Annotated in this window: 17 protein-coding genes; 9 read left to right on the top strand and 8 right to left on the bottom strand. The window is 71.6% G+C overall.

Annotated features, from left to right (window positions below; all coding sequences use genetic code 11):
* Positions 1-67 precede the first annotated feature (67 nt).
* Entirely contained in the window at positions 68-1,129 is a 1,062-nt protein-coding gene (locus tag OG738_RS43600; protein ID WP_442875976.1) for a GNAT family N-acetyltransferase, read from the top strand.
* Positions 1,130-1,141: 12 nt separating this feature from the next.
* On the opposite strand, the gene def is transcribed toward OG738_RS43600, so the two are convergent.
* From def to OG738_RS43570, 6 genes are read right to left on the bottom strand one after another with little or no spacing between them, the layout of a single operon-like run.
* Positions 1,142-1,642, bottom strand: a complete 501-nt coding sequence (def, locus tag OG738_RS43595) for a peptide deformylase (protein WP_329049887.1) — start codon at positions 1,640-1,642, stop codon at positions 1,142-1,144.
* A gap of 36 nt (positions 1,643-1,678) precedes the next feature.
* The gene (locus tag OG738_RS43590) at positions 1,679-6,361 is read right to left on the bottom strand and encodes a DEAD/DEAH box helicase (RefSeq protein WP_329049886.1); all 4,683 of its coding nucleotides are present in this window, start codon (positions 6,359-6,361) and stop codon (positions 1,679-1,681) included.
* On the bottom strand, positions 6,339-7,139 hold the full coding sequence (locus tag OG738_RS43585) for a DeoR/GlpR family DNA-binding transcription regulator (RefSeq protein WP_329049885.1): 801 nt from the start codon (positions 7,137-7,139) through the stop codon (positions 6,339-6,341). The genes OG738_RS43590 and OG738_RS43585 overlap by 23 nt, the downstream gene beginning before the upstream one ends.
* Positions 7,111-8,388 carry an MFS transporter gene (locus OG738_RS43580; RefSeq protein ID WP_329049884.1) on the bottom strand — a complete coding sequence of 426 codons (1,278 nt, stop codon included), beginning with the start codon at positions 8,386-8,388 and terminating at the stop codon, positions 7,111-7,113. The genes OG738_RS43585 and OG738_RS43580 overlap by 29 nt, the downstream gene beginning before the upstream one ends.
* Entirely contained in the window at positions 8,385-9,413 is a 1,029-nt protein-coding gene (pdxA, locus tag OG738_RS43575) for a 4-hydroxythreonine-4-phosphate dehydrogenase PdxA (RefSeq protein WP_329049883.1), read from the bottom strand. The genes OG738_RS43580 and pdxA overlap by 4 nt, the downstream gene beginning before the upstream one ends.
* Positions 9,410-10,660, bottom strand: coding sequence for a four-carbon acid sugar kinase family protein (locus tag OG738_RS43570; RefSeq protein WP_329049881.1), 1,251 nt, complete (start codon positions 10,658-10,660; stop codon positions 9,410-9,412). The genes pdxA and OG738_RS43570 overlap by 4 nt, the downstream gene beginning before the upstream one ends.
* 180 nt (positions 10,661-10,840) lie before the next feature.
* Between OG738_RS43570 and OG738_RS43565 the strand changes: the two genes are divergently transcribed.
* The 4 genes from OG738_RS43565 to OG738_RS43550 all read left to right on the top strand — a co-directional run bounded on the left by OG738_RS43565 (position 10,841) and on the right by OG738_RS43550 (position 14,779).
* A complete protein-coding gene (locus OG738_RS43565; protein ID WP_329049880.1) occupies positions 10,841-12,691 on the top strand; it encodes an Hsp70 family protein in 1,851 nt (616 codons plus the stop codon).
* A gap of 48 nt (positions 12,692-12,739) precedes the next feature.
* Positions 12,740-12,934, top strand: coding sequence for a DUF3046 domain-containing protein (locus OG738_RS43560; RefSeq protein ID WP_033261952.1), 195 nt, complete (start codon positions 12,740-12,742; stop codon positions 12,932-12,934).
* A gap of 235 nt (positions 12,935-13,169) precedes the next feature.
* A complete protein-coding gene (recA, locus tag OG738_RS43555; protein WP_329049876.1) occupies positions 13,170-14,216 on the top strand; it encodes a recombinase RecA in 1,047 nt (348 codons plus the stop codon).
* Between the two features lie 35 nt (positions 14,217-14,251).
* Positions 14,252-14,779 carry a regulatory protein RecX gene (locus tag OG738_RS43550; RefSeq protein ID WP_329057058.1) on the top strand — a complete coding sequence of 176 codons (528 nt, stop codon included), beginning with the start codon at positions 14,252-14,254 and terminating at the stop codon, positions 14,777-14,779.
* 456 nt (positions 14,780-15,235) lie between these two features.
* Here OG738_RS43550 and eda read toward each other — a convergent pair whose 3' ends face one another.
* Complete coding sequence (eda, locus tag OG738_RS43545) at positions 15,236-15,841, bottom strand: bifunctional 4-hydroxy-2-oxoglutarate aldolase/2-dehydro-3-deoxy-phosphogluconate aldolase (RefSeq protein WP_329049875.1); 606 nt, start codon at positions 15,839-15,841, stop codon at positions 15,236-15,238.
* Positions 15,838-17,724 (bottom strand): phosphogluconate dehydratase, encoded by a 1,887-nt coding sequence (edd, locus tag OG738_RS43540; protein ID WP_329049873.1) that lies wholly within the window; start codon positions 17,722-17,724, stop codon positions 15,838-15,840. The genes eda and edd overlap by 4 nt, the downstream gene beginning before the upstream one ends.
* A 234-nt stretch (positions 17,725-17,958) precedes the next feature.
* Here edd and OG738_RS43535 point away from each other — a divergent pair, with 234 nt between their 5' ends.
* Genes OG738_RS43535 through OG738_RS43520 form a run of 4 tightly spaced genes read left to right on the top strand, consistent with a single transcriptional unit; the run spans position 17,959 to position 21,785 of the window.
* Positions 17,959-18,246: a hypothetical protein gene (locus OG738_RS43535; RefSeq protein WP_196425237.1), complete on the top strand. Its 288-nt coding sequence runs from the start codon at positions 17,959-17,961 to the stop codon at positions 18,244-18,246.
* Positions 18,243-19,067 carry a hypothetical protein gene (locus OG738_RS43530; protein WP_329049870.1) on the top strand — a complete coding sequence of 275 codons (825 nt, stop codon included), beginning with the start codon at positions 18,243-18,245 and terminating at the stop codon, positions 19,065-19,067. The genes OG738_RS43535 and OG738_RS43530 overlap by 4 nt, the downstream gene beginning before the upstream one ends.
* 52 nt (positions 19,068-19,119) lie before the next feature.
* Positions 19,120-21,036, top strand: a complete 1,917-nt coding sequence (locus OG738_RS43525; protein WP_329049869.1) for a fumarate reductase/succinate dehydrogenase flavoprotein subunit — start codon at positions 19,120-19,122, stop codon at positions 21,034-21,036.
* The gene (locus OG738_RS43520) at positions 21,033-21,785 is read left to right on the top strand and encodes a succinate dehydrogenase/fumarate reductase iron-sulfur subunit (protein ID WP_329049868.1); all 753 of its coding nucleotides are present in this window, start codon (positions 21,033-21,035) and stop codon (positions 21,783-21,785) included. Before OG738_RS43525 ends, OG738_RS43520 begins: the two co-directional genes overlap by 4 nt.
* Positions 21,786-21,803: the final 18 nt, after the last annotated feature.

Raw genomic sequence — 21,803 nt, 5'->3', positions numbered from 1 at the left:
GAAACACCCCCGCCCCGGAGCGGCAACAACCGCACGGGACCGTGGGGTCATGGAGACTTCCCGTGCGTTGCCCCAGCTCGGCCCGGCGGCCGCGGTCGACGGGCCGGGTGCGCCGACCGCGTGGCGGGTGCGGATCCGGATGCACGACCACCCCGGCACCCTGGCCCGCATCGCGATCCGGCTCGCCGACCTCGAGTGCAACATCCTCGGCCTGACCGTGCTGCCCGTACCCGGCGGCGTGCTCGACGAGATCGTCCTGCGCCCGGCGACCGGCCTGCCCCGGCGGCACCTGGCCGACGCCATCCGCGCCGAGGGCTGCGAGTGCACGGCGATCATCGACGCCGACGTCCACGAGCTGGTCGACCCGTCGTCGTCGACGCTGCTCGCGGCTCGCCGCGCGGTCGACGACCCGGCTCGCCTCGCCGAGGTGCTGAAGGACGTGCTGGCCGCGGACGTGGTCACGCGCGTGCCCGCGGCCGAGGCGAACCCGGGCCGCACCGAGAGCGGGCACCGGGCGGTGTTCGCGCTGGGCAGTGGTGACGCGCTCGTGGCGCGCCGCCAGTGGGCGCCGTTCGTGCAGCTGGAGCTGACCCGCGCCGAGGCGCTGGTCACGTTGCTGGGCGCGGCGGCCCGGAACGTCGCGGGCCCGGTGGTGCTGAACCGCCCGGACGGCGCGGCGATCGTCTTGCGCAAGGGTGCCCCCGCCGACGCCGAAGCGGTGTCCGGACTGCACCGCCGCTGCTCGACGGCGACGCTCTTCCGGCGCTACCACACGGGAGTCCGGACGGTCCCGCGCCGCTGGCTGCACCGGCTGCTGGTGCCACCGCGCGGCACGAGCGTGCTCGCGGTGTTCGGCCGCGAGGTGATCGGCCTGGCCCAGCTGATCCCCGCCGCGACGGGCACCGCCGAGATCTCTCTGCTGGTGGAGGACGACTGGCAGCGCCAGGGCATCGGCACGGCCCTGCTGTCCAGGGTGGCGACGCTCGCGGAGACTCAGGGCATCACGGAACTGAGGGCCGACTGCCTTTCGGGCGACGACGTGTTGCCGCGTACGGCGGCCCGGGCGGGGCTGCGCACGGAACGCTCCCTCGAGGAGGGCACCCAGCTGCGGATGTTCCTGCCGGCGTGAGGCCGGGCCTGGTCAGCGCTTCCAGAACCAGTCCTTGTCGCGGGCTTCGCGCAGGGCCGTTTTCTTGCGTTCGGCGGTGAGACGGTCGAGGTACAGCACGCCGTCGAGGTGGTCGGTTTCGTGCTGAAGGCACTGGGCCAGCACGTCTTCGCCCTCGACCTCGATCGGCTCGTTGTGGATGTCGACGCCTCGGACCTTCGCGTGCATCGCCCGCTTCGTCGGGAACCACAGCTCCGGGACGGACAGGCAGCCTTCGTTGATCTCGTGCGTCTCCTCGGACAACTCGACGATCTCCGGGTTGACGACGTACCCGGTGAGCCCGGCGACGTCGTAGCTGAAGATGCGCAGCCCGACCCCGATCTGCGGTGCGGCCAGCCCGGCGCGCCCCGCCGGTTTCACCGAGTCGACCAGGTCCCGCACGAGCGTCTCGAGCTTCTCGTCGAACACGGTGACCGGGTCGCAGACGGACTTGAGGATCGGGTCCCCGAAATAGCGCAGCTCGCGCATCGCCATGAGCAGAACATCCTTCGTGCGTGTCGGACTGGCAGCTTAGGCCCGCAGCCGCAGGCCGGAGGGCGTGGCCCGGAAACCGGCCTCCCGGAGAACTTCCGCCAGCTCCGACGTCAGGGCCTGCTCGCCGTCGGCTCGCTGGACCGACAACTGACCCAGCCAGCCTTCCCGGACCGCCGCCGACAGCGCCTGCGCCGCGTCGGACAGCGGTTGCCGTTCCTCGGTGAAGCTCAGCAGTGACTTGCCTCCTCGCTCGACGTACAGCGCCGGCACGCCGTCGACCAGCACCGCCAGCGCACCGGCCTTGCGGGCGGGGCGGTGCTTCGTGTCGCCTGTCGCGGCCGGCCAGGGGAGCGCCGCGCCGTACGGCTGGGCCGGATCCGCCGCGGCCAGGACGACCGCGCGGCCGGGCGCCGGACGGCCCGGGCCGGACAGCGCGCGAAGCCGGTCCACCGCGCCCTTCGCCGCGAACTGGGCCGCGCCGAGCCCTTCCACGACGTAGCCGCGGATCACCTGGCCGGTGTCCTCCATGCCGCGAAGCACCTTGTAGATCCCCGAAAACCCGCCGGTGACGCGTTCGGTGTCGAGTGCGCCGCGGGTCAGGACGCCGTGGCGCTCCAGGAACGCCTCCGTCCGCGCGTGGGCTCGCCGGGTCGCGTCGGTCTCGCGTGCCGGTGTCAGCGCCCAGCGGCCGGCGACCGTCGGTGGCCCCGACCGTGACGGCATCTGCGGCCGCCCCGCCCGCAGCCGCGCGTACCGGCCGCGAGGCGCCTGGCGTCGCGGCTTGTGCGCGCCGTGCCCGGCCACCTGGGCCCGCAACGGCCCCAGCGTGTCGCCGGTGACCAGCCCGGCCCAGACCAGGTCCCACAGCGCGGCCACCGCTTCGGCGTCGTTCGGTGCCTTGTCCACCAGCACGCTCGCGCGGTCCACCAGCTGGCGGAAGAACAGCGCGCCACCCTCCAAAGTGGACACGATCGCGTCGTGCAGCGGCCCGGTCGGGATGTCCTCGACGACTTCCGGCAGCAGCAGGTCGGCGACGTCGGTCGGGGCGAGGGCGATCCAGCCGTCCCCGCCGGACAGCGCGCCGCACCCCGCCCAGGTGACCTCGCCCGCGGTCGTCAGCTCGTCGAGCAGCGCGGGGGAGTAGCCCGGCAGCCGGCCGGGCAGGATCAGCGACTCCACCGCGCTCGCCGGCAACGGAGCCCCGGCGAGCTGCTCGATCACCGACAGCACGTCGTCGGCCGTCGGCGCCGCCCGGACGCGGCCGCCGAACCCGTGCCACGACGGCAGGAACCGGCCCAGCGCCGCCGGTTCGACCGGCTCCACCTCTGCCCGCAGCTTCGCCAGCGACGCCCGACGCAACCGCCGAAGCACCGCTGAATCGCAGTACTCCGTGCTGACCGAACCGCCCACGCGCGGGGAGTGCGAGTCCGGATGTCCGACGGGACTCAGCTCGCCGCGCACCAGGCGGCCTTCGCCGGTCATCCGGTCGAGGACGCCGGTGACGACGGCCAGGCCGAGCCCGAACCGCTTGGCCACATCCGCCGCGGCGAACGGCCCGCGGCCGCGGGCGTAGCGGGACAGCAGGTCGCCGAGCGGGTCCGCGACCGGTTCGGTGAACGCCTCCGGCACGCCCACCGGCAGCGCGGTGCCGAGCGCGTCGCGGACGCGGCCGGAGTCCTCGATCGCCAGGAACCGTTCGGTGCCGCCGATCCGCACCCGGATCGCCCGGCGCGCCGCTTCCAGCTCGGTGAGCCATTCGGCCTGGATTCCGCGCTCGGCGGCCTCCTCGACGGTCAGGTCGCCGAGGAACCGCAGCAGGTCGGCGGCGTCCTCCGCCGAGCGCGCGTGCCGGTCGGGGTCGAGCCGCTGCAGCGACCGTTCCACCTCGCGCACGGCTTCGGGGTCGAGCAGTTCGCGGATCGCCTCGGTGCCCAGGAGCTCGGCCAGCAACGCCGAGTCCAGGGACAGCGCCGCCGCGCGCCGCTCGGCCAGCGGCGCGTCGGTCTCGTACAGGAACATCCCGACGTAGCCGAAGAGCAGGCTGCGCGCGAACGGCGACGCGGCCGGCGTCTCGACCTCCACCAGCCGGACCTTGCGCGCCCGGACGTCGGCCATCAGCTCGCGCAGCCCGCTCACGTCGTAGACGTCCTGCAGGACCTCCCGCATCGCCTCCAGCACGACCGGGAACCGCTCGTACTTCGACGCGACCGACAGCAGCTGCGACGCGCGTTGCCGCTGCTGCCACAGCGGGGTGCGGCGCCGCGGGTCCCGGCGCGGCAGCAGCAGCGACCGCGCCGCGCACTCCCGGAACCGCGCCGCGAACACGGCCGAGCCGCCGACTTCCGCGACGATCAGCTGCTCGACCTCCTCGGGGTCGAGCAGGATGTCGTCCGCGCCGATCGTGACGTCGGCACCCTCGGCGTCGAGCGCGTCCGGCAGGCGCAGCACGATGCCGTCGTCGGAGTGCGCGACCTGCGCGTCGACCCCGCGGTTTTCCCGCAGCCGCGCGGCGATCGCGAGCGCCCACGGCGCGTTCACCTGCGCGCCGAACGGCGAGTGCACGATGATCCGCCAGTCGCCCAGCTCGTCGCGGTAGCGCTCCAGCAGGAGCGTCCGGTCGTTCGGCACGTGCCGGGTCGCGGCCTTCTGCTCGGCCAGGTACGCGAGGAGGTTGTCGCACGCCCGCTCGTCCAGCCCCGCCGCGGCGGCCCGCTCGCGCGCCTTCTCGTCGTCCGATGTGGACAGTTCGCGGACGAACTTCCCCAGCGCCCGGCCGAGTTCCAGCGGACGGCCCGGCGCGTCGCCCTTCCAGAACGGCATCCGCGCCGGCTCGCCCGGTGCGGGCACCACGATGACCCGGTCGTGCGTGATGTCGGTGATCCGCCACGACGAGGTGCCGAGCAGGATGGTGTCGCCGACGCGCGACTCGTACACCATCTCCTCGTCGAACTCGCCGACGCGCGAACCGGGCTTGTCGTCCCCGCCCGGCGTCATGACGGTGAACAGGCCGCGGTCCGGGATGGTGCCGCCGGACGTGACGGCCAGCCGCTGCGAGCCGGGCCGCCCGCGCAGCTCGCCGCTGATGCGGTCCCAGGTGATGCGGGCGCGCAGCTCGCCGAACTCCTCGCTCGGGTACCGGCCGGCGAGCATGTCGAGCACCGCGTGCAGCGCGTCGTCCGGCAGCGACGCGAACGGCGCCGCTCGCCGCACCAGCGCGGCCAGGTCCGGCACCGCCCACGGCTCCAGCGCCACCATCGCGACCACGTGCTGCGCCAGGACGTCCAGCGGGTTGCGCGGGTAGCGGACCGCCTCGATCGCGCCGGTCGCCATCCGTTCGGCGACCACCGCGCAGGAGACGAGGTCGCCGCGGAACTTCGGGAACATCACGCCGGACGACACCGCGCCGACCTGGTGCCCGGCCCGGCCGACGCGCTGCAGCCCGGACGCCACCGTCGGCGGCGCCTCGATCTGCACCACCAGGTCGACCGCGCCCATGTCGATGCCCAGCTCCAGCGACGACGTCGCCACCACGCACGGCAGCCGCCCGGACTTGAGGTCTTCCTCGACGTGCGTGCGCTGCTCCCGCGACATCGACCCGTGGTGCGCCCGGGCGATCACCGGCGGCGCGCCGGTGCTCACCCCGGACTGCCCGACGGCCTCCGCCGGGAACGCATCGGCGGGTGTCAGCTCCGTCTGCTCGGCGGCCAGCTCGTTGAGCCGGGCCGTCATCCGCTCGGTGAGCCGGCGGGAGTTGGCGAACACGATGGTCGAGCGGTGGGCCCGGATCAGGCTCAATACGCGTTCTTCGACCGCCGGCCAGATCGACGGCCGCTGCACCGGGTTGCCGGCCATCTCCTCCAGCGTGCCCAAGCCGCCCGGCGCGATGTCGCCGGGCGGGAACGCTTCGGTCAGCGACTCCAGCTCGTCGAGCGGGCTCGGCGCCGGGCCGCCGCGTGGCGCGTCGAGGTTGCCCATGTCCTCCACCGGGACCTCGACCCGCACTTCGATCGTCTTCGCCAGCTTCGGCTGGACCACCCGGACCGGACGACCACCGGCGAGGAACGCGCTGACCTCGTCGACCGGGCGGACCGTCGCCGACAGGCCGATCCGCTGCGCGGGCTTCGGCAGGAGCGAGTCCAGCCGCTCCAGCGACAGCGCCAGGTGGGCGCCGCGCTTGCCGCCGGCGACCGCGTGGACCTCGTCGACGATCACGGTCTCGACGCCGCGCAGCGACTCCCGCGCCGACGACGTGAGGATCAGGAACAGCGACTCCGGGGTGGTCACCAGCACGTCCGGCGGGGTCTTGCCGAACGAGCGGCGCTCGGCCGCCGTGGTGTCGCCGGTGCGCATGCCCACCTCGATCCCGGGCACCGGGAGCCCGAGCCGCCGCGAGGCCTGCGAGATGCCGGCGAGCGGTGCGCGCAGGTTCCGCTGGACGTCGACCGCGAGCGCCTTCAGCGGCGAGACGTAGAGGATCCGGCAGCGTTTGGTCGCCTCCGCCGGTGGTGGTTCCACGGAAAGCCGGTCCAGCGCCCAGAGGAACGCGGACAGCGTCTTGCCGGAGCCGGTCGGCGCGACGACGAGGGCGTGCTCGCCCGCGTGCGCCGCCCGCCAGGCTCCTTCCTGCGCCGCGGTGGGCGCGGCGAAGGCCCCGGCGAACCAGTCGCGGGTCGCGGGGGAGAAGAGGTCGAGCACGTCACCTGCCACGTCGTCCATCATGCGCGGCACCTCTGACAGTTTCGGGCTCGCCGGCCAGGATCACGCTCTGGGCGAACTGCGGATATGTGACGTCGACCCTCGGCTCGTCGGTGATGAGCCGGTATTCGCGGTCGAGCGGCGCCCAGTACGAGAAGGGCGCCTGGCCCAGCTTGGAGTGGTCGGCCAGCACGTACGCTTCGCCGCCCGCGTGCAGCATCGCGTGCTTGACCACCGACTGCTCGAGTGAGGGGCAGCACAGGCCCCGCTCGGCCACCAGGCCGTCCGCACCCAGGAAGACCCGATCGGGTGAGATGTGCCGCAGTTGCGCCAGCACGGTCTCGCCGAGGATCGCTTCGTTGGGGTGCCGCAGCCGGCCGCCGAGGACGATCAGGTCGATCCCGGCGAAGCCGGCCAGCTCGCGGATGGCGTTGACACCGTTCGTGACCACGGTCAGCCCCTCGCGGTGGGCGAGGTGGCGGGCGAGCCTGCCGGTGGTCGTGCCCGCGTCGAGCAGCACCACCTCGCCGTCCTGGACCAGCGCGGCGGCTTCCCGGGCGATGGCGTCTTTGGCTGCCGCGTGCTCCTGGTCCTTTTCGCGAGCGCTGCGTTCCGTGTCGAGCGCGCCGCCGTAGGTGCGGACGACGTGCCCGGCCCCGGCGAGGGAGGCGAGGTCGCGGCGGATCGTCGACTCGGAGACGCCGAACTCCTCGGCCAGTTCCGCGATGCCGCCCGAGCCGTCGCGGACGGCTTCGAGCAGCATCGCCCGCCGGTCACGGGTTCCTGGTCGCGGCTGGGACATGCGCCGAGTCTTCCACGTGGGCGGGTTTCAGCCCGAAGAACGCCAGCCCGGCGGCCACGGCGAGGAACGCGGCCAGGACGACGAACCCGGTGGTCGCGCTGCCGGTGGCGTCGGTGAGCCAGCCGACCAGGTAGGGCCCGGCGAACCCGCCGAGGTTGCCCAGCGCGTTGATCAGGCCCATCGCCACGGCGACGACCTCGATGCCGAGGATCCGGCTGGGGATCGCCCAGAACGGCCCGTACGGCATGTAGACGCCGGTCGCGACGACGCAGAGCAGCACCAGCTGCACCGCCGCCGGCCAGTGCACGAGGTTGCCGAGCAGCAGCCCGGCGATGGCGACGACCAGCGGCACGGTGATCGCGAGCCGCCGGTTTCCCGTCCGGTCCGACCAGTGCGCGCACGCCACCATCCCGGCCAGCGCGAGCACGTACGGCACGGCCGAGAGGAACCCGACGGCGGTGGCCGAGCCGCCGGTCATCGTCTTCACCACCGACGGCAACCACAGGCTGAAGCCGTAGAAGCCGGTGATCCAGAAGAAGTAGACGCCGATCAGCAGCAGCACCTGCCGGTTGGCCAGCGCCTGCCGGTAGCCCTGCTTCACGACCGCGGGCTTCGCCTCTTCTTCGGCTCGCAAGGTGGTTTCGAGGTACTCGCGCTCTTCGGCGGAGATCCAGCGGGCCTTCGCCGGCCGGTCGGCCACCGCGAACCACCAGACGACCGCCCACAGCAGCGGCGGCAGGCCCTGGATCACGAACACCCAGCGCCAGGCCATGTGGTCGAGCATCAGGCCGGACAGCGGGGACATGACGATCGCCGAGATCGGCAGGCACGTCATCCACAGCGCGTTCGCCCGGGCCCGTTCGGCCTGCGGGAACCAGGACGCCAGCAGGATCAGCACCGCCGGCCACACGCCACCCTCGAACAGCCCGAGCAGCAGCCGGGCCAGGTACAGCTGGGTCTCGTTCTGCACCAGTCCGCACAGCGCCGCCGCGAAGGACCACGCGATCATCAGCAGCAGGACGGTCTTGCGGGCGCTCCACTTCGCCGCCAGCACCGCCGCCGGGATCTGCAGCACGAGGTAGCCGACGAAGAAGATGCCGCTCGCCAGCCCCTTCGCCCTGGCCGACAACGGGAAATCGTCGCCGATGTAGGGCAGGATCACCGCGACGTTCGTGCGGTCGAGGTAGGCCAGCAGGTACATGACCACCGCGACCGGGATGACGTACGCCCAGCGCTTGCGGGGGATCACCGGACGCCCGGCGGGTAGATCGAGGGCAGCTTCCGCGCGTACGGCGCCAGGGTCGCCGCCGCCTTGAACGCCGCGACCATCGTGCCGTGCGAGGCCCGGCCGGTGCCGGCGATGTCGAACGCCGTGCCGTGGTCGACCGACGTGCGCAGGATCGGCAGGCCGACGGTCACCGAGACCGTGCCGTCGAAGTCGTAGGTCTTCGACGCGATGTGCCCCTGGTCGTGGTACAGCGAGAGCACGCCGTCGAACCGGCCCTGGATCCCTTGGTGGAACACGGAATCGGCCGGGATCGGGCCGACCACGTCGAGCCCCGCGACGCGCGCGGCGGCGACCGCCGGGGCGATCGCGATGATCTCCTCGTCGCCGAACTTGCCGTTCTCGCCGCCGTGCGGGTTCAGCGCGGCCACGGCGAGTCTCGGTTTCTCCGTGGCGAACACTTCGAGTGCGGTGTAAGCCTCGCGGATCGCGTGCTCGATGTTCTCCCGCGTGATCTGGTTGATCGCTTCGCGCAGCGAAAGGTGCCGGGTGGCGAAGAAGATCTTCAGCCCCGACACCCAGAACATCGTGTTGAACCGGGTCGACCCGGTCAGCTCGCCGAGCATCTCGGTGTGCCCGAGGTGCTGGGAGCCGGCCGCCCAGATCGCCTCCTTGTTGATCGGCGCCGTCACGACCGCGTCGACCTCGCCGGCCAGCGCGAGCCGGGTGGCGACCTCGATCGCACCGACCGCGGCGGCGCCCGCGGTCGCGTTGACCTCGCCCCACGGCAGGTCTTCCCGGACGACGCCGAGGTTGAGGATGTCGATCACGCCCGTGGTGAAGCGCGCGTCGGCCACCGTGGCGATGGGGTTGATCTCCAGGTTCAGGCCGAGGTGCCGGACCAGGCGTTCCAGCACGATCGCGTCGCCGACCGCGACCCCGCGTGCCAGCTGCAGGGACTCGGGCTCGGCGAGCGTCTTGAGGGTGATCTCGGGGCCGATGCCCACGGGGTCGCCGAGGGTGACAGCGAGGAGGGGGAGGTCGCTCACGGGGTCTTCCTTCCGGTGGCCAGGACGTGGTTCAGGTGTTCCAGGCAGGCGACGGCGGCGTCGCGTCCGCCGATCAGCCCGCCCTTCGTGGCGAAGGGCAGCCCGGTGTGCGGACCGCCGGAGAGCCGCCCGGCGACCGCCAGGGGCAGGACTTCGGTGTCGATCTCGAAGCCCTCGGCCCCGAGTGCCTTCGTGACTTCGACGGCGATGTCGCCGCCGGTGGCGTACAGGCCGCCGATCCGGTGCTTGCCGAGCACCAGGCGGGCCGCTTCGCCGAGCGCCGGTGGGATCCGCGCCGCGACGTCCGGGTCGATCGGGGCGCCGGGCGCGGGAGCCCGGGTCCGGATGCCCACCACACGGTGCCCGGCCTCGAGCAGTTCGCCCGCCGAAGCCGCCGTCGCGGCCGGGTCGGGCCGCTCCGGGTCGACGTCGACGTACCGCGCGTCCAGCACCAGCTCGGTCTCCAGCAGCTGGTCGTGGGTCTGCGCGGTGATGCTGCCGACCACGGAAAGGACCGGCGGGACGGTGCCGTGGCCGGGCGCGAGGCCCAGCGCGGCCGCCAGCCGGACGCCGAACGGGCCGGAGTCGACGGAGATCCACCGCGTGCCCTCGGCCGCCAGCCGGGCCGCGGCCTTGGCGACGGTGGTGAGGTGCCGGTTCGTGGTGGCGTCGCAGACGACGATCCCGGCCGGCCGCCGCAGCGCGGCCTCGACCGCGTCCACGCCCTCTTCGACGACGTCCAGCGGCAGCTCGGCGATCTCGCGATCGGTGGGCTGCAGGAGCGTGCGGATCCGGGACGACTGCACCGGCGCCAGCGGATCGCGGGCCGCCGGGCTTTCGGCCAGCGGCACGCCGTCGACCAGGTGCAGGCCGCCGAGGGTGACCCGGCCGGCGTCCGGGAACGCGGGCACGACGAGCGCCCGGGCCTCCGGCGCCGTCGCCAGGACGGCCTCCGTCTCCACGCCGACGTTGCCACGCAATGTCGTGTCGACGCGCTTCACCGTCAGCGCCACCGGCCCGGCGAGGCCGATCGCTTCCCGCACCGCCTGTGCGGCGTGTGGTGGCGGCGCGTGGCGGGTACCCAGGTTGACCACCAGCGCGTCGATCCCGCTCTCCGCGCGCAAGCACGGCGCGTCCGGGGCGAGCGGCGCGTTGACGGACACCGCGCGCAGCCCGAAGCGGGCGTACAGCGCTCCGGTCGCGTTGCTGCCGGTCAGGTCGTCACCGAGGACGAGCAGCTTCGGCATCGAACGCTCCTTTGCGCGGTCTGAGCAACTCGGATGACCGAACTGCGCAACTATCGTGCACCTCGATCACCGCCGAAGTCAAGGAGCGATGACTTTCCCGGGTCCGCACGCACGGTGACCGCGCGCATGGCAGCATCACGGCGGACGCCGTCGAGGCGTGTTTTCGCGAAGGGGAGTGCAGTGCGGATCCTGTCGGTGGACCTCGGGACGTCCAACACCGTCGCCGTCCTTTCGGCGCACGGCATGCCGCCCCGGGTCGTCGAGGTGGACGGCTCGGCCAACATGCCTTCGGCGGTGTTCGCGACCGAGGACGGCACGATCATGGTCGGCCGCGACGCCGAGCGCCGCGCCCGCCTCGACCCGACGCGCTTCGAGCCGAACCCCAAGCGCCGCATCGACGAGCAGACCCTGCTGCTCGGCACCGACGTCGTCCCGGTGACCGACGCGCTGGCCGCCATCCTGCGCCGCGTGCTCGAAGAGACCTCCCGCCAGCTCGGCGGCGAGCAGCCCGACGAGGTCCGGCTGACCCACCCCGCGCAGTGGGGCCAGACCCGCCGCAACGTCCTGATGTCCGCCGCGCGGCTCGCCGGCGTGGGCGGGCACATCCTGCTGGTGCCCGAACCCGTCGCCGCGGCGGCGCACTTCGCGTCGTTCCCCGGCAAGTCGCTCGCGCCGGGCCAGGCGCTCGCCGTCTACGACCTCGGCGCGGGCACCTTCGACGTCGCCGTCGTCGGCGCCACGCAGAACGGCTTCACCGTGCTCGCCGAAGACGGCCTGCCCGACCTCGGCGGCCTCGACGTCGACCAGGCGCTGATGGTGCACGTCGGGCGCGAGGTCTCGCACTCCGACCCGCAGCGCTGGCAGCGGCTGCTGCGGCCCGAGTCGACCGCCGACCGGCGTACCCGGCGCGCGCTGCAGGAGGACGTGAAGGCGGCCAAGGAGGCGCTGTCGCGGCACCCGCAGACCGAGGTGCCGATGCCCGAGCCGTTCAAGGACGTCCTCGTGACGCGCGGTGAGCTGGAAGGCCTGGTCCGGCCGGCGATGCTGCGCAGCGTCGAGCTGCTTTCGCGGACGCTGCGGTCGTCCGGGCTGACCCCGGACCGGCTGGCCGGCATCTACCTCGTCGGCGGGTCGAGCCGGCTGCCGCTGGTCGGCACGATGATCGCGGAGAAGCTCGGCGTCGTGCCGGGCAGCCTCGACCAGCCGGAGACCGCCGTCGCGCTCGGTGCCCAGCACGTCGCCCGCGACGGGCTGGGCACGCGCACCCAGAACGTCGAAGGGGCGGTGGCCGCGGGCACCGCCCCGCACCGTCCGCAGTACGCGCCGCCGCCTCCGCCGCCGCAGTACCCCGGGTACGCGCCGTCGAACTTCCCGCCCGGCGGCCCGCAGCCGATGCCGTCGAACTTCCCCGCGTACTCGCCCGCCGCCTCCGTGGAGACGGCCGAGCCGAAGCGCGGCAAGAAGAAGCTGCTCATCGGGATCGCCGCCGTCGTCGTCGTGGTGCTCGCGGCGGGGCTGACCTACTTCCTGACGTCGTCGTCCTCGGCGACGACCTACACCGCCGACCAGTGCAAGACGCCGGGACAGGCGGACGCCAGGGGCCTCACCGGCTGCCTGCGCCAGCTCGCCGGGAAGATCGCCGACACCGGCGACTGCAAGCCGGGCATGGGCAACGGGCCGGCCGCGCCCGCGCAGAGCCTCGGGGTGGCCTCGACCTGCTCGGCGCCGGGGCGCGCGGGCACGCAGGTTACCTACGTCCAGGGCAACGACGCCGGCACGCTCAAGCAGTACACCGACGGCCTGCTCACGTCCGCGGGCGGTGACCGCACCGAAGCCGACTGGGGCGGCAACGGGCTCCAGGGGCACTACTCGTCGGCCGCGGGCAGGACGTCGGCGGTGCTCGTGTTCACGGTGTCGGACCGGCCGCTCGTGGGATTCATCTACCAGCTGAACTCGAGCGACCAGGCCGCGGCGACCACACCGGACACCCTGGCGAACTACTTCGAGGCGAGCGTCCAGCCCGGGGAGTAGCCGACGGCGCGAACGGTCCGTTCGCGCCGTCCGGTTAGAGTGGGTTCGATGCGCATCACGGTTTTCCGGCGGCTGATGGCCGACGAGTTCGGCCCCGGGCGGGCCCAGGTACTGGCCAGGGATCACGTGCTCAGCGGGCTCGGCGGGCGCACCGTCGACCAGGCGCTGACCGCGGGAATCCCGGCCAAGGAGATCTGGCGAGAGGTCTGCGACGCCTTCGACGTCCCAGCCGAACGGCGCTGACCTGCGCGGATCCGCACGGGTCCGACCCGGGTGGGCGAAAATCCTAACGCAAGGGTGTGTCGCTGCCGACCTCGAACAGGTGTTCGTCTATGGTGTTGTCCACATCGGGTCCAGCGATCCACAGATTGGGCGCCGCGCCGGGAATTGTCGGTCCCCGCCGCTAGCGTCGGACCGGACAGCTGAAGAACCGACACAGAGCCCTCGAGACGGGCTTCGACCAGCGAGGTGGACTTCCATGCCTGCAGCACCCGACAAGGACAAGGCGCTCGAGCTCGCGCTCGCGCAGATCGACAAGCAGTACGGCAAGGGCTCGGTCATGCGCCTCGGCCAGGACGGCCGCGCGCCCGTCTCCGTGATCCCGACGGGCGCCATCGCCCTCGACGTCGCGCTCGGCATCGGCGGGCTGCCCCGCGGCCGCGTGGTGGAGATCTACGGCCCGGAGTCCTCCGGTAAGACCACGGTCGCCCTGCACGCGGTGGCGAACGCGCAGAAGGCCGGCGGCATCGCGGCGTTCATCGACGCGGAGCACGCGCTGGACCCGGAGTACGCCAAGAAGCTCGGCGTCGACACCGACGCGCTGCTCGTCTCCCAGCCGGACACCGGTGAGCAGGCGCTCGAGATCGCGGACATGCTGATCCGCTCCGGCGCGCTCGACATCCTGGTCATCGACTCCGTGGCGGCGCTCGTGCCGCGCGCCGAGATCGAGGGCGAGATGGGTGACTCGCACGTCGGTCTCCAGGCCCGCCTGATGAGCCAGGCGCTGCGCAAGATGACCGGTGCGATGAACAACTCCGGCACCACCGCGATCTTCATCAACCAGCTGCGCGAGAAGATCGGCGTCATGTTCGGCTCCCCGGAGACCACGACCGGTGGCAAGGCGCTGAAGTTCTACGCCTCGGTCCGGCTCGACGTGCGCCGCATCGAGACGCTGAAGGACGGCGGCGAGCCGGTCGGCAACCGGACCCGCGTCAAGGTCGTGAAGAACAAGATGGCCCCGCCCTTCAAGCAGGCCGAGTTCGACATCCTGTACGGCCACGGCGTCTCCCGCGAGGGCTCGCTGATCGACATGGGTGTCGACCAGGCGATCCTGCGCAAGTCCGGTGCCTGGTACACCTACGAGGGCGACCAGCTCGGCCAGGGCAAGGAGAACGCGCGGAAGTTCCTGCGCGACAACCCGGACATCGCCAACGAGATCGAGAAGCGCATCAAGGAGAAGCTGGGCATCGGGGCACAGGTCGACGCCGAGGCCGTCGAGGCCGTGCCGGCGCCGGTCGACTTCTGAACGAAGGAGTAGCCGAGGTGGCGAGGGCGCCGAAGATCCCGCCGGCGGAGCTGCCTCCCGAGGAGCGGTACAAGAAGGCCAAGGAGGTCTGTTACGACCTCCTGGCCGTGCGTGCGCGTACTCAGGAGGAGCTTCGGCAGGCCTTGCACCGCAAGGGGTTCGACGAGGAGACCAGCGAAACCCTGCTCGGCAAGCTCGACCGGGCCGGGTTGGTGAACGACGCGGAGTTCGCCGAGCTGTGGGTGAAGTCCCGGCACGAGACGCAGGGGTTGTCGCGCACCGCGCTGCTGGCCGAACTGCGGCGCAAGGGCGTCGACGACGAGGTCGCGGCGCAGGCGGCGGCCGAGGTCGACCGTGAGTCCGAGGAGCAGATGGCCAGGGAGCTGGTCCGCAAGCGCCTCGGGTCCCTGGGCAACGTCGACGAGCAGACGGCGTTGCGGCGGCTGCTCGGCTTCCTGGCCCGCAAGGGTTACCCGCAGGGGCTGGCGTACACGGTGATCAAGGAGGAACTCCGCGAGTACGGCGCGGAGTCCACCCTCCTCGACGACGCCTACATCGACTGACGGCGGTGGCCGGCCCGCGGGGAAGCGGGCCGGGCTGGATGGTGGTCGATGCGGGAGCCCGGGTGCCGGGGCTGGGGGTTGTGCCGGAAATCGCGATGCGCGGGTTCCTGCGAGCCATGGGCGGAGATCAGTTCCGGAGCTTCTCCTGCAGCTGCTCGTGAGCGGCTTCGTCGAGGTCCGACGCCGCGTCGCCGAGCGACACCGCGCGGGATCTCTTCGCCGATATAGATCGCGTGAAAGGAATGGGGCGTCGTTCAGGAAGTGGAGCACCGTGTTTCGCGGCCCACCACAACCTTGACGAAGGAAACCCACTCGAGCCGGGAATGCTCCATACAGCGGGATTCATGCCTGCCGCCGCACCCGTGGGGAGCACCGTTCCAACAATGGGGAATGGTGCTCCCGGAATCCGGACGCGAATTCGCCGATCGAGTCCGGAATTCCGTGAGGTGATCTCCGCTACAGCTGTGCGGCTTCGGCGGCCAGCTTCTCGATCGTCGCGACGTCGAGCGAGGCCGTCAGCCACGAGCCGCCGATGCAGCCGACGTTCGGCAGCGCCAGGTACGAGGGCGCCGAAGCCACCGTGATCCCGCCGGTCGGGCAGAACTTCAGCGACGGCAGCGGACCCGCGATCGACTTCAGGTAAGCGACGCCGCCGGACGCCTCCGCCGGGAAGAACTTCAGCGCCGACAAGCCGCGCTCGGCCAGCCGCATCGCCTCGGACACGGTGCTTGCGCCGGGCAGGAACGGCAGCCCGGTCTCGAAGCACGCGTCGACGACCGCGTCCGTGCAGCCTGGCGTCACGAGGAACTTCGCGCCCGCGTCGGCCGCCTGCTTCGCCTGGTCCGGGGAGATGACCGTGCCGGCGCCGATGACGATGTCCGGCACTTCGGCCGCGACGCGCTCGATCGCCAACAACGCTGCCGCCGTGCGCAGGGTCAGCTCGATGACTCCGATCCCGCCGGCGAGCAGGGCCCGGGCCGTCGGCACGGCGTCGGCGGCGTCGTCGATCACCACGACGGGCATCACGGGAGACAGCTCGAGCAGGTCCTGACCGGTGGTCACTGACCGACCTCCTGGGTTTCCGGAGTGGGGGCGGGGATGCCGAAGTGTCCCGGCGTCAAACCTCCGAACACCGAAGCGCCCTGGTCAGCGGGGCCGACCGCACGGCGCAACGCGGCGAACAGCTCTCGGCCGGTGCCGGTCCAGGATGCTTCGGACGGCGGCGAGTCCACAAGCTCACGGCGGGCGAGTTCTTCGTCACCGACGAGCACGTCGAGGCTGCCCGAGGAAGCGTCCAGCCGGATGACGTCGCCGTCCGCGACGCGGGCGATCGGGCCGCCCGCCGCGGCTTCCGGCGTCACCTGGATGGCGGCCGGGATCTTGCCCGACGCACCCGACATCCGGCCGTCGGTGAGCAACGCCACGGCGTGCCCGCGGTCCATGAGGACGCCCAGCGCCGGGGTCAGGCCGTGCAGCTCCGGCATGCCGTTCGCCTGCGGGCCCTGCTGCCGGATCACCACGACGACGTCGCGATTCAGCTCGCCGGCCTCGAACGCGGCCGTGAACGCCTCCTGGGTGGTGAACACCCGCGCCGGCGCCTGGACGACCCGGTGCTCCGGCGCCACCGCGGACACCTTCACGACCGCGCGGCCGAGGTTGCCTTCGACCATCCGCAGCCCACCGTCCGCGGCGAAGGGGCGCCACGCCGGACGCAGCACCTCCTCGTCGAGGCTGCGGGTCGGGACGTCGCGCCAGACCAGCTCGCCGTCGGACAGGATCGGCTCGGCCCGGTAGCGGTGCAGCCCGAACCCGGCGACCGTGTGCACGTCCTCGTGCAGCAGCCCGGCATCGAGCAGCGTGCCGACCAGGAACTGGATCCCGCCGGCGGCGTGGAAGTGGTTGATGTCGGCGCTGCCGTTCGGGTAGACCCGCGCGAGCAGCGGCACCACGGCCGAGAGGTCGGAGAAGTCGTCCCAGGTCAGCTGGATGCCCGCGGCGGCGGCGACGGCGACCAGGTGCATCGTGTGGTTGGTCGACCCGCCGGTGGCGAGCAGCGCGACGACGCCGTTGACGAACGCCTTCTCGTCGAGGATCCGCGAGACCGGCGTGTACTCCTCGCCGCGGGACAGAGCGACGACCCGCCGGCCCGCCTCCTCGGTCAACGCGCGCCGCAAAGAAGAACCCGGCTGGACGAAGCTGGCGCCGGGCAGGTGCAGGCCCATCACCTCGACGACCATCTGGTTGGAGTTGGCCGTGCCGTAGAAGGTGCAGGTACCGGCCGAGTGGTACGACGCCGCTTCGGCGTCCAGGAGGTCTTCTCGGGTCGCCAGGCCTTCGGCGTAGAGCTGGCGCACGCGCGCCTTCTCCTTGTTCGGCAGCCCGGAGTTCATCGGCCCGGCCGGCACGAGCAGGGCCGGCAGGTGCCCGAACGAGAGCGCGCCGATCAGCAGGCCGGGGACGATCTTGTCGCAGACGCCCAGCAACAGGGCCGCGTCGAACATGTCGTGCGAGAGCGCGATCGCCGTCGACATCGCGATGACTTCGCGGCTGAAGAGGGACAGTTCCATGCCCGCGCGGCCCTGGGTGATGCCGTCGCACATCGCGGGCACGCCGCCGGCGAACTGGGCGACGCCGCCCGCGGAGCGCACGGACTTCTTCAGCCAGGCCGGGTACTCCTGCATCGGCTGGTGGGCGGAAAGCATGTCGTTGTAGGACGAGACGATCGCGACGCCGGGGGCGCGCGCGGCCCGCAGCGCCTCCTTGTCGGCGCCTTCCATGGCGGCGAAGCCGTGGGCGAGGTTGCTGCACGCGAGGCCGCGGCGGACCGGGCCTTCCTCGTAGGCGGCGGCCATGCGGTCGAGGTAGGCGGTCCGGGTCGCGGCACTGCGCCCGGCGATGCGGGCGGTGACTTCGGCGACGGTCTCGTTCAAGGAGGTGGGGCTCATGTCCGGCTCCGGATCACTGGTGTGTGGTGGTCCGCGGGACGGCAGCGCTGACGCCTCTGGGTCGTGACACTGGCCACAGTACCTCGGGAAAACGCCGAATCAAAATCGATTCAGAAGATCCACCCGCGTGACCCCGATCACCTGGACAACCGTTAGTGTGCTAGTTGTCACACTGCACGACGCGTGGCAAAGCCGTCGCCGGTTCCCTGCCAGCCCCACCACACGGGAGGCATGATGTCCACCTCCGAGATCGCCGAGCTGCGGCGAACCATCGGCCAGCTCAGGCAGTGCGTCGGCGCACTGCGCTCTCGTTACGGCGACGCTTCCGCGGTCCGCAGGCTCGCCAACGACGTGGAGCGCCTCGACATCGACACCGCGGACCTCGACGGCACGCCCCTCGCCGTGCCGGCGCAGGCGAAGGCCGCCGAGCGCGTCCCGGTGCCCGACACCCCCTACGACCCGGCGCTCTGGCACGGCGCCGATGACGAAGGCGTCGGCGGCTACAAGCGCGACCAGCGGTGAGCGCTCCCGCTGACAACGGCGTCGGCACCGGCGTCCAGGCCCCCAACCGGGCCCGGATCGCCGAGCGCACCCTCCGTACGGACCGGTGGTGGCTGCAGCCACTGCTGACCGTGCTCGGACTGTCGGCGTTCATCATCTACGCGACGGTCCGGTCGTTCGTGCGCACCGCGTACTGGGTGCCCGACTACCACTACCTGACGCCGTTCTACTCACCCTGCCTCTCCACGTCCTGCGTCGAGGGCTCGAGCCACTTCGGCCACTGGTTCGGCGACCTGCCCGGGTTCATCCCGCTCGGGTTCGTCGTGCTGCCGTTCCTGCTCGGGTTCCGCCTCACCTGCTACTACTACCGCAAGGCCTACTACCGGGCCGTGTGGTTCTCCCCGCCCGCCTGCGCGGTCGCGGAACCGCACGCGAAGTACACCGGCGAGACGCGGCTGCCGCTCATCATCCAGAACGTCCACCGCTACTTCTTCTACGTCGCGCTGATCGTCTCGCTGGTCAACACCTACGACGCGATCATGGCGTTCCACGGGAAGACCGGCGGCTTCGGCTTCGGGCTGGGCAACATCATCCTGCTCGGCAACGTGATCCTCCTGTGGGCGTACACGCTTTCCTGCCACTCGTGCCGGCACGTGACCGGCGGCAGGCTCAAGCACTTCTCCAAGCATCCGGTGCGGTACTGGATCTGGACGCAGGTCACGAAACTCAACACCCGCCACATGGCGCTGGCCTGGACGACGCTCGGCACGCTGGTGCTGACCGACTTCTACGTCATGCTCGTGGCCAGCGGGGCGATCACGGACCTGAGATTCGTGAACTGACGCCCTGCCCTTCCCGACAACGACGTCCCCAGTTCCGAGGTGGAATTCTTTCATGACCGAAGTCGAACGGCACAGCTACGACGTGGTGGTGATCGGTGCCGGTGGCGCCGGTCTCCGAGCTGTGATCGAGGCACGCGAACGCGGTTTCCGCGTCGCCGTCGTGTGCAAGTCCCTGTTCGGCAAGGCGCACACGGTGATGGCCGAGGGCGGGTGCGCGGCGTCGATGGGCAACGCGAACTCGAACGACAACTGGCAGGTCCACTTCCGCGACACCATGCGCGGCGGGAAGTTCCTCAACAACTGGCGGATGGCCGAGCTGCACGCCAAGGAGGCGCCCGACCGCGTCTGGGAACTGGAGACGTACGGCGCGCTGTTCGACCGCACCGCCGACGGCCGGATCAGCCAGCGCAACTTCGGCGGGCACACCTACCCGCGGCTCGCGCACGTCGGTGACCGCACCGGCCTCGAGCTGATCCGCACGATGCAGCAGAAGATCGTTTCGCTGCAGCAGGAGGACTTCGCCGAGACCGGGGACTACGAGGCGAAGATCAAGGTCTTCGCCGAGTGCACGGTCACCGAGCTGCTGACGACCGACGGGAAGATCGCCGGCGCCTTCGGCTACTGGCGCGAGAGCGGCCGGTTCATCCTGTTCGAGGCACCCGCGGTCGTGCTCGCCACCGGCGGCATCGGCAAGTCGTTCAAGGTGACGTCGAACTCGTGGGAATACACCGGCGACGGTCACGCGCTGGCGCTGCGGGCGGGCGCGAAGCTGATCAACATGGAGTTCGTCCAGTTCCACCCGACCGGGATGGTCTGGCCGCCGAGCGTCAAGGGCATCCTCGTCACCGAGGGCGTGCGTGGCGACGGCGGCGTCCTCAAGAACTCCGACGGCAAGCGGTTCATGTTCGAGTACGTGCCCGACGTCTTCAAGGGCCAGTACGCGGAAAGCGAAGAAGAAGCCGACCGCTGGTACGCCGACGCGGACAACAACCGGCGCACGCCGGACCTGCTGCCCCGCGACGAGGTGGCCCGCGCGATCAACTCCGAGGTCAAGGAGGGGCGCGGCTCGCCGCACGGCGGCGTCTTCCTCGACATCGCCAGCCGGCTGCCGGCCGAGGAGATCAAGAAGCGGCTGCCGTCGATGTACCACCAGTTCAAGGAGCTGGCGGACGTCGACATCACGGCGGAGCCGATGGAGGTCGGCCCGACCTGCCACTACGTCATGGGCGGCATCGAGGTCGACCCGGACACGGCCGCGGCGAGCGTGCCCGGCCTGTTCGCCGCCGGCGAGTGTTCGGGCGGCATGCACGGGTCCAACCGGCTCGGCGGCAACTCGCTGTCCGACCTGCTGGTGTTCGGCCGCCGCGCCGGACTCGGCGCGGCCGAGTACGTGCTCGGCCTGACCGAGCGGCCCGCGGTCGGGCAGTCCGATGTGGACGCCGCGGCGAAGATGGCGCTCGCGCCGTTCGACCCGCCCGAGGGCGCCACGGCCGAGAACCCGTACACCCTGCACACCGAGCTGCAGCAGTCGATGAACGACCTGGTCGGCATCATCCGCAAGGCCGGGGAGATCGAGCAGGCGCTGACGAAGCTCGCCGAGCTGCGGCAGCGGATCCTGCGCGTCACGGTGGAAGGGCACCGGCAGTTCAACCCGGGCTGGCACCTCGCGATCGACCTGCGCAACATGCTGATGGTCAGCGAGTGCGTCGCGAAGGCAGCGCTGACGCGCACCGAGAGCCGTGGCGGGCACACGCGCGACGACTTCCCGGCCATGGACGCCGAGTGGCGGCACAAGCTGCTGGTGTGTGCGGCGTCGGAGGGCGACAACCCGGTCGTCCCGGACATCGGCGTCACGGTGGAGGAGCAGGTGCCGCTGCGGCAGGACCTGCTGGAGCTGTTCGAATTCGGCGAACTCGGGAAGTACTACACCGACGACGAGCTCGAAGCGCACCCCGGGAGCAGGGCATGAGTTACAAGGCGAGTTTCCGGGTCTGGCGCGGCGACGACACGGGCGGCGAGCTGCAGGACTTCACGGTGGAGGTGAACGAGGGCGAGGTCGTCCTCGACATCATCCACCGGCTGCAGGCCACCCAGGCGTCGGACCTCGCGGTGCGCTGGAACTGCAAGGCGGGCAAGTGCGGCTCGTGCTCGGCGGAGATCAACGGCCGCCCGCGCCTGCTGTGCATGACGCGGATGTCGACGTTCACCGAGGAGGAGGTGATCACCGTGACGCCGATGCGGACGTTCCCGGTGATCCGCGACCTCGTCACCGACGTCTCGTTCAACTACACGAAGGCGCGGGAGATCCCGTCGTTCACCCCGCCCGCGGACCTCAAGCCCGGTGAGTACCGGATGCAGCAGGTGGACGTCGAGCGGTCGCAGGAGTTCCGGAAGTGCATCGAGTGCTTCCTGTGCCAGAACACCTGCCACGTGGTGCGCGACCACGAGGAGAACAAGGAGTCGTTCGCCGGGCCGCGGTACCTGATGCGCATCGCCGAGCTGGAGATGCACCCGCTCGACGTCGCGGACCGGCGTGACGCGGCGCAGGAGGAGCACGGCCTCGGCTACTGCAACATCACCAAGTGCTGCAGCGAGGTCTGCCCGGAGGGCATCCACATCACCGACAACGCGCTCATCCCGATGAAGGAGCGCGTCGCGGACCGCAAGTACGACCCCATCGTGTGGCTGGGCAACAAGCTCTTCCGCCGGGAGAAGTGACCCGGCTCCACCTGGCAA

Source organism: Amycolatopsis sp. NBC_01488 (assembly GCF_036227105.1).
Taxonomy (GTDB): domain Bacteria; phylum Actinomycetota; class Actinomycetes; order Mycobacteriales; family Pseudonocardiaceae; genus Amycolatopsis.
The sequence above is the reverse complement of the archived record's forward strand: the minus strand, read 5'-3'. Positions and strand labels throughout refer to the sequence as shown.

What these genes read in the sequence shown, in the direction of transcription:
- def (WP_329049887.1), bottom strand. Translation starts at nt 1,642, where the DNA reads ATGGCGATGCGCGAGCTGCGCTATTTCGGGGACCCGATCCTCAAGTCC.
- OG738_RS43590 (WP_329049886.1), bottom strand. Translation starts at nt 6,361, where the DNA reads ATGATGGACGACGTGGCAGGTGACGTGCTCGACCTCTTCTCCCCCGCG.
- OG738_RS43585 (WP_329049885.1), bottom strand. Translation starts at nt 7,139, where the DNA reads ATGTCCCAGCCGCGACCAGGAACCCGTGACCGGCGGGCGATGCTGCTC.
- OG738_RS43570 (WP_329049881.1), bottom strand. Translation starts at nt 10,660, where the DNA reads ATGCCGAAGCTGCTCGTCCTCGGTGACGACCTGACCGGCAGCAACGCG.
- OG738_RS43560 (WP_033261952.1), top strand. Translation starts at nt 12,740, where the DNA reads ATGCGCATCACGGTTTTCCGGCGGCTGATGGCCGACGAGTTCGGCCCC.
- recA (WP_329049876.1), top strand. Translation starts at nt 13,170, where the DNA reads ATGCCTGCAGCACCCGACAAGGACAAGGCGCTCGAGCTCGCGCTCGCG.
- edd (WP_329049873.1), bottom strand. Translation starts at nt 17,724, where the DNA reads ATGAGCCCCACCTCCTTGAACGAGACCGTCGCCGAAGTCACCGCCCGC.
- OG738_RS43535 (WP_196425237.1), top strand. Translation starts at nt 17,959, where the DNA reads ATGTCCACCTCCGAGATCGCCGAGCTGCGGCGAACCATCGGCCAGCTC.
- OG738_RS43525 (WP_329049869.1), top strand. Translation starts at nt 19,120, where the DNA reads ATGACCGAAGTCGAACGGCACAGCTACGACGTGGTGGTGATCGGTGCC.
- OG738_RS43520 (WP_329049868.1), top strand. Translation starts at nt 21,033, where the DNA reads ATGAGTTACAAGGCGAGTTTCCGGGTCTGGCGCGGCGACGACACGGGC.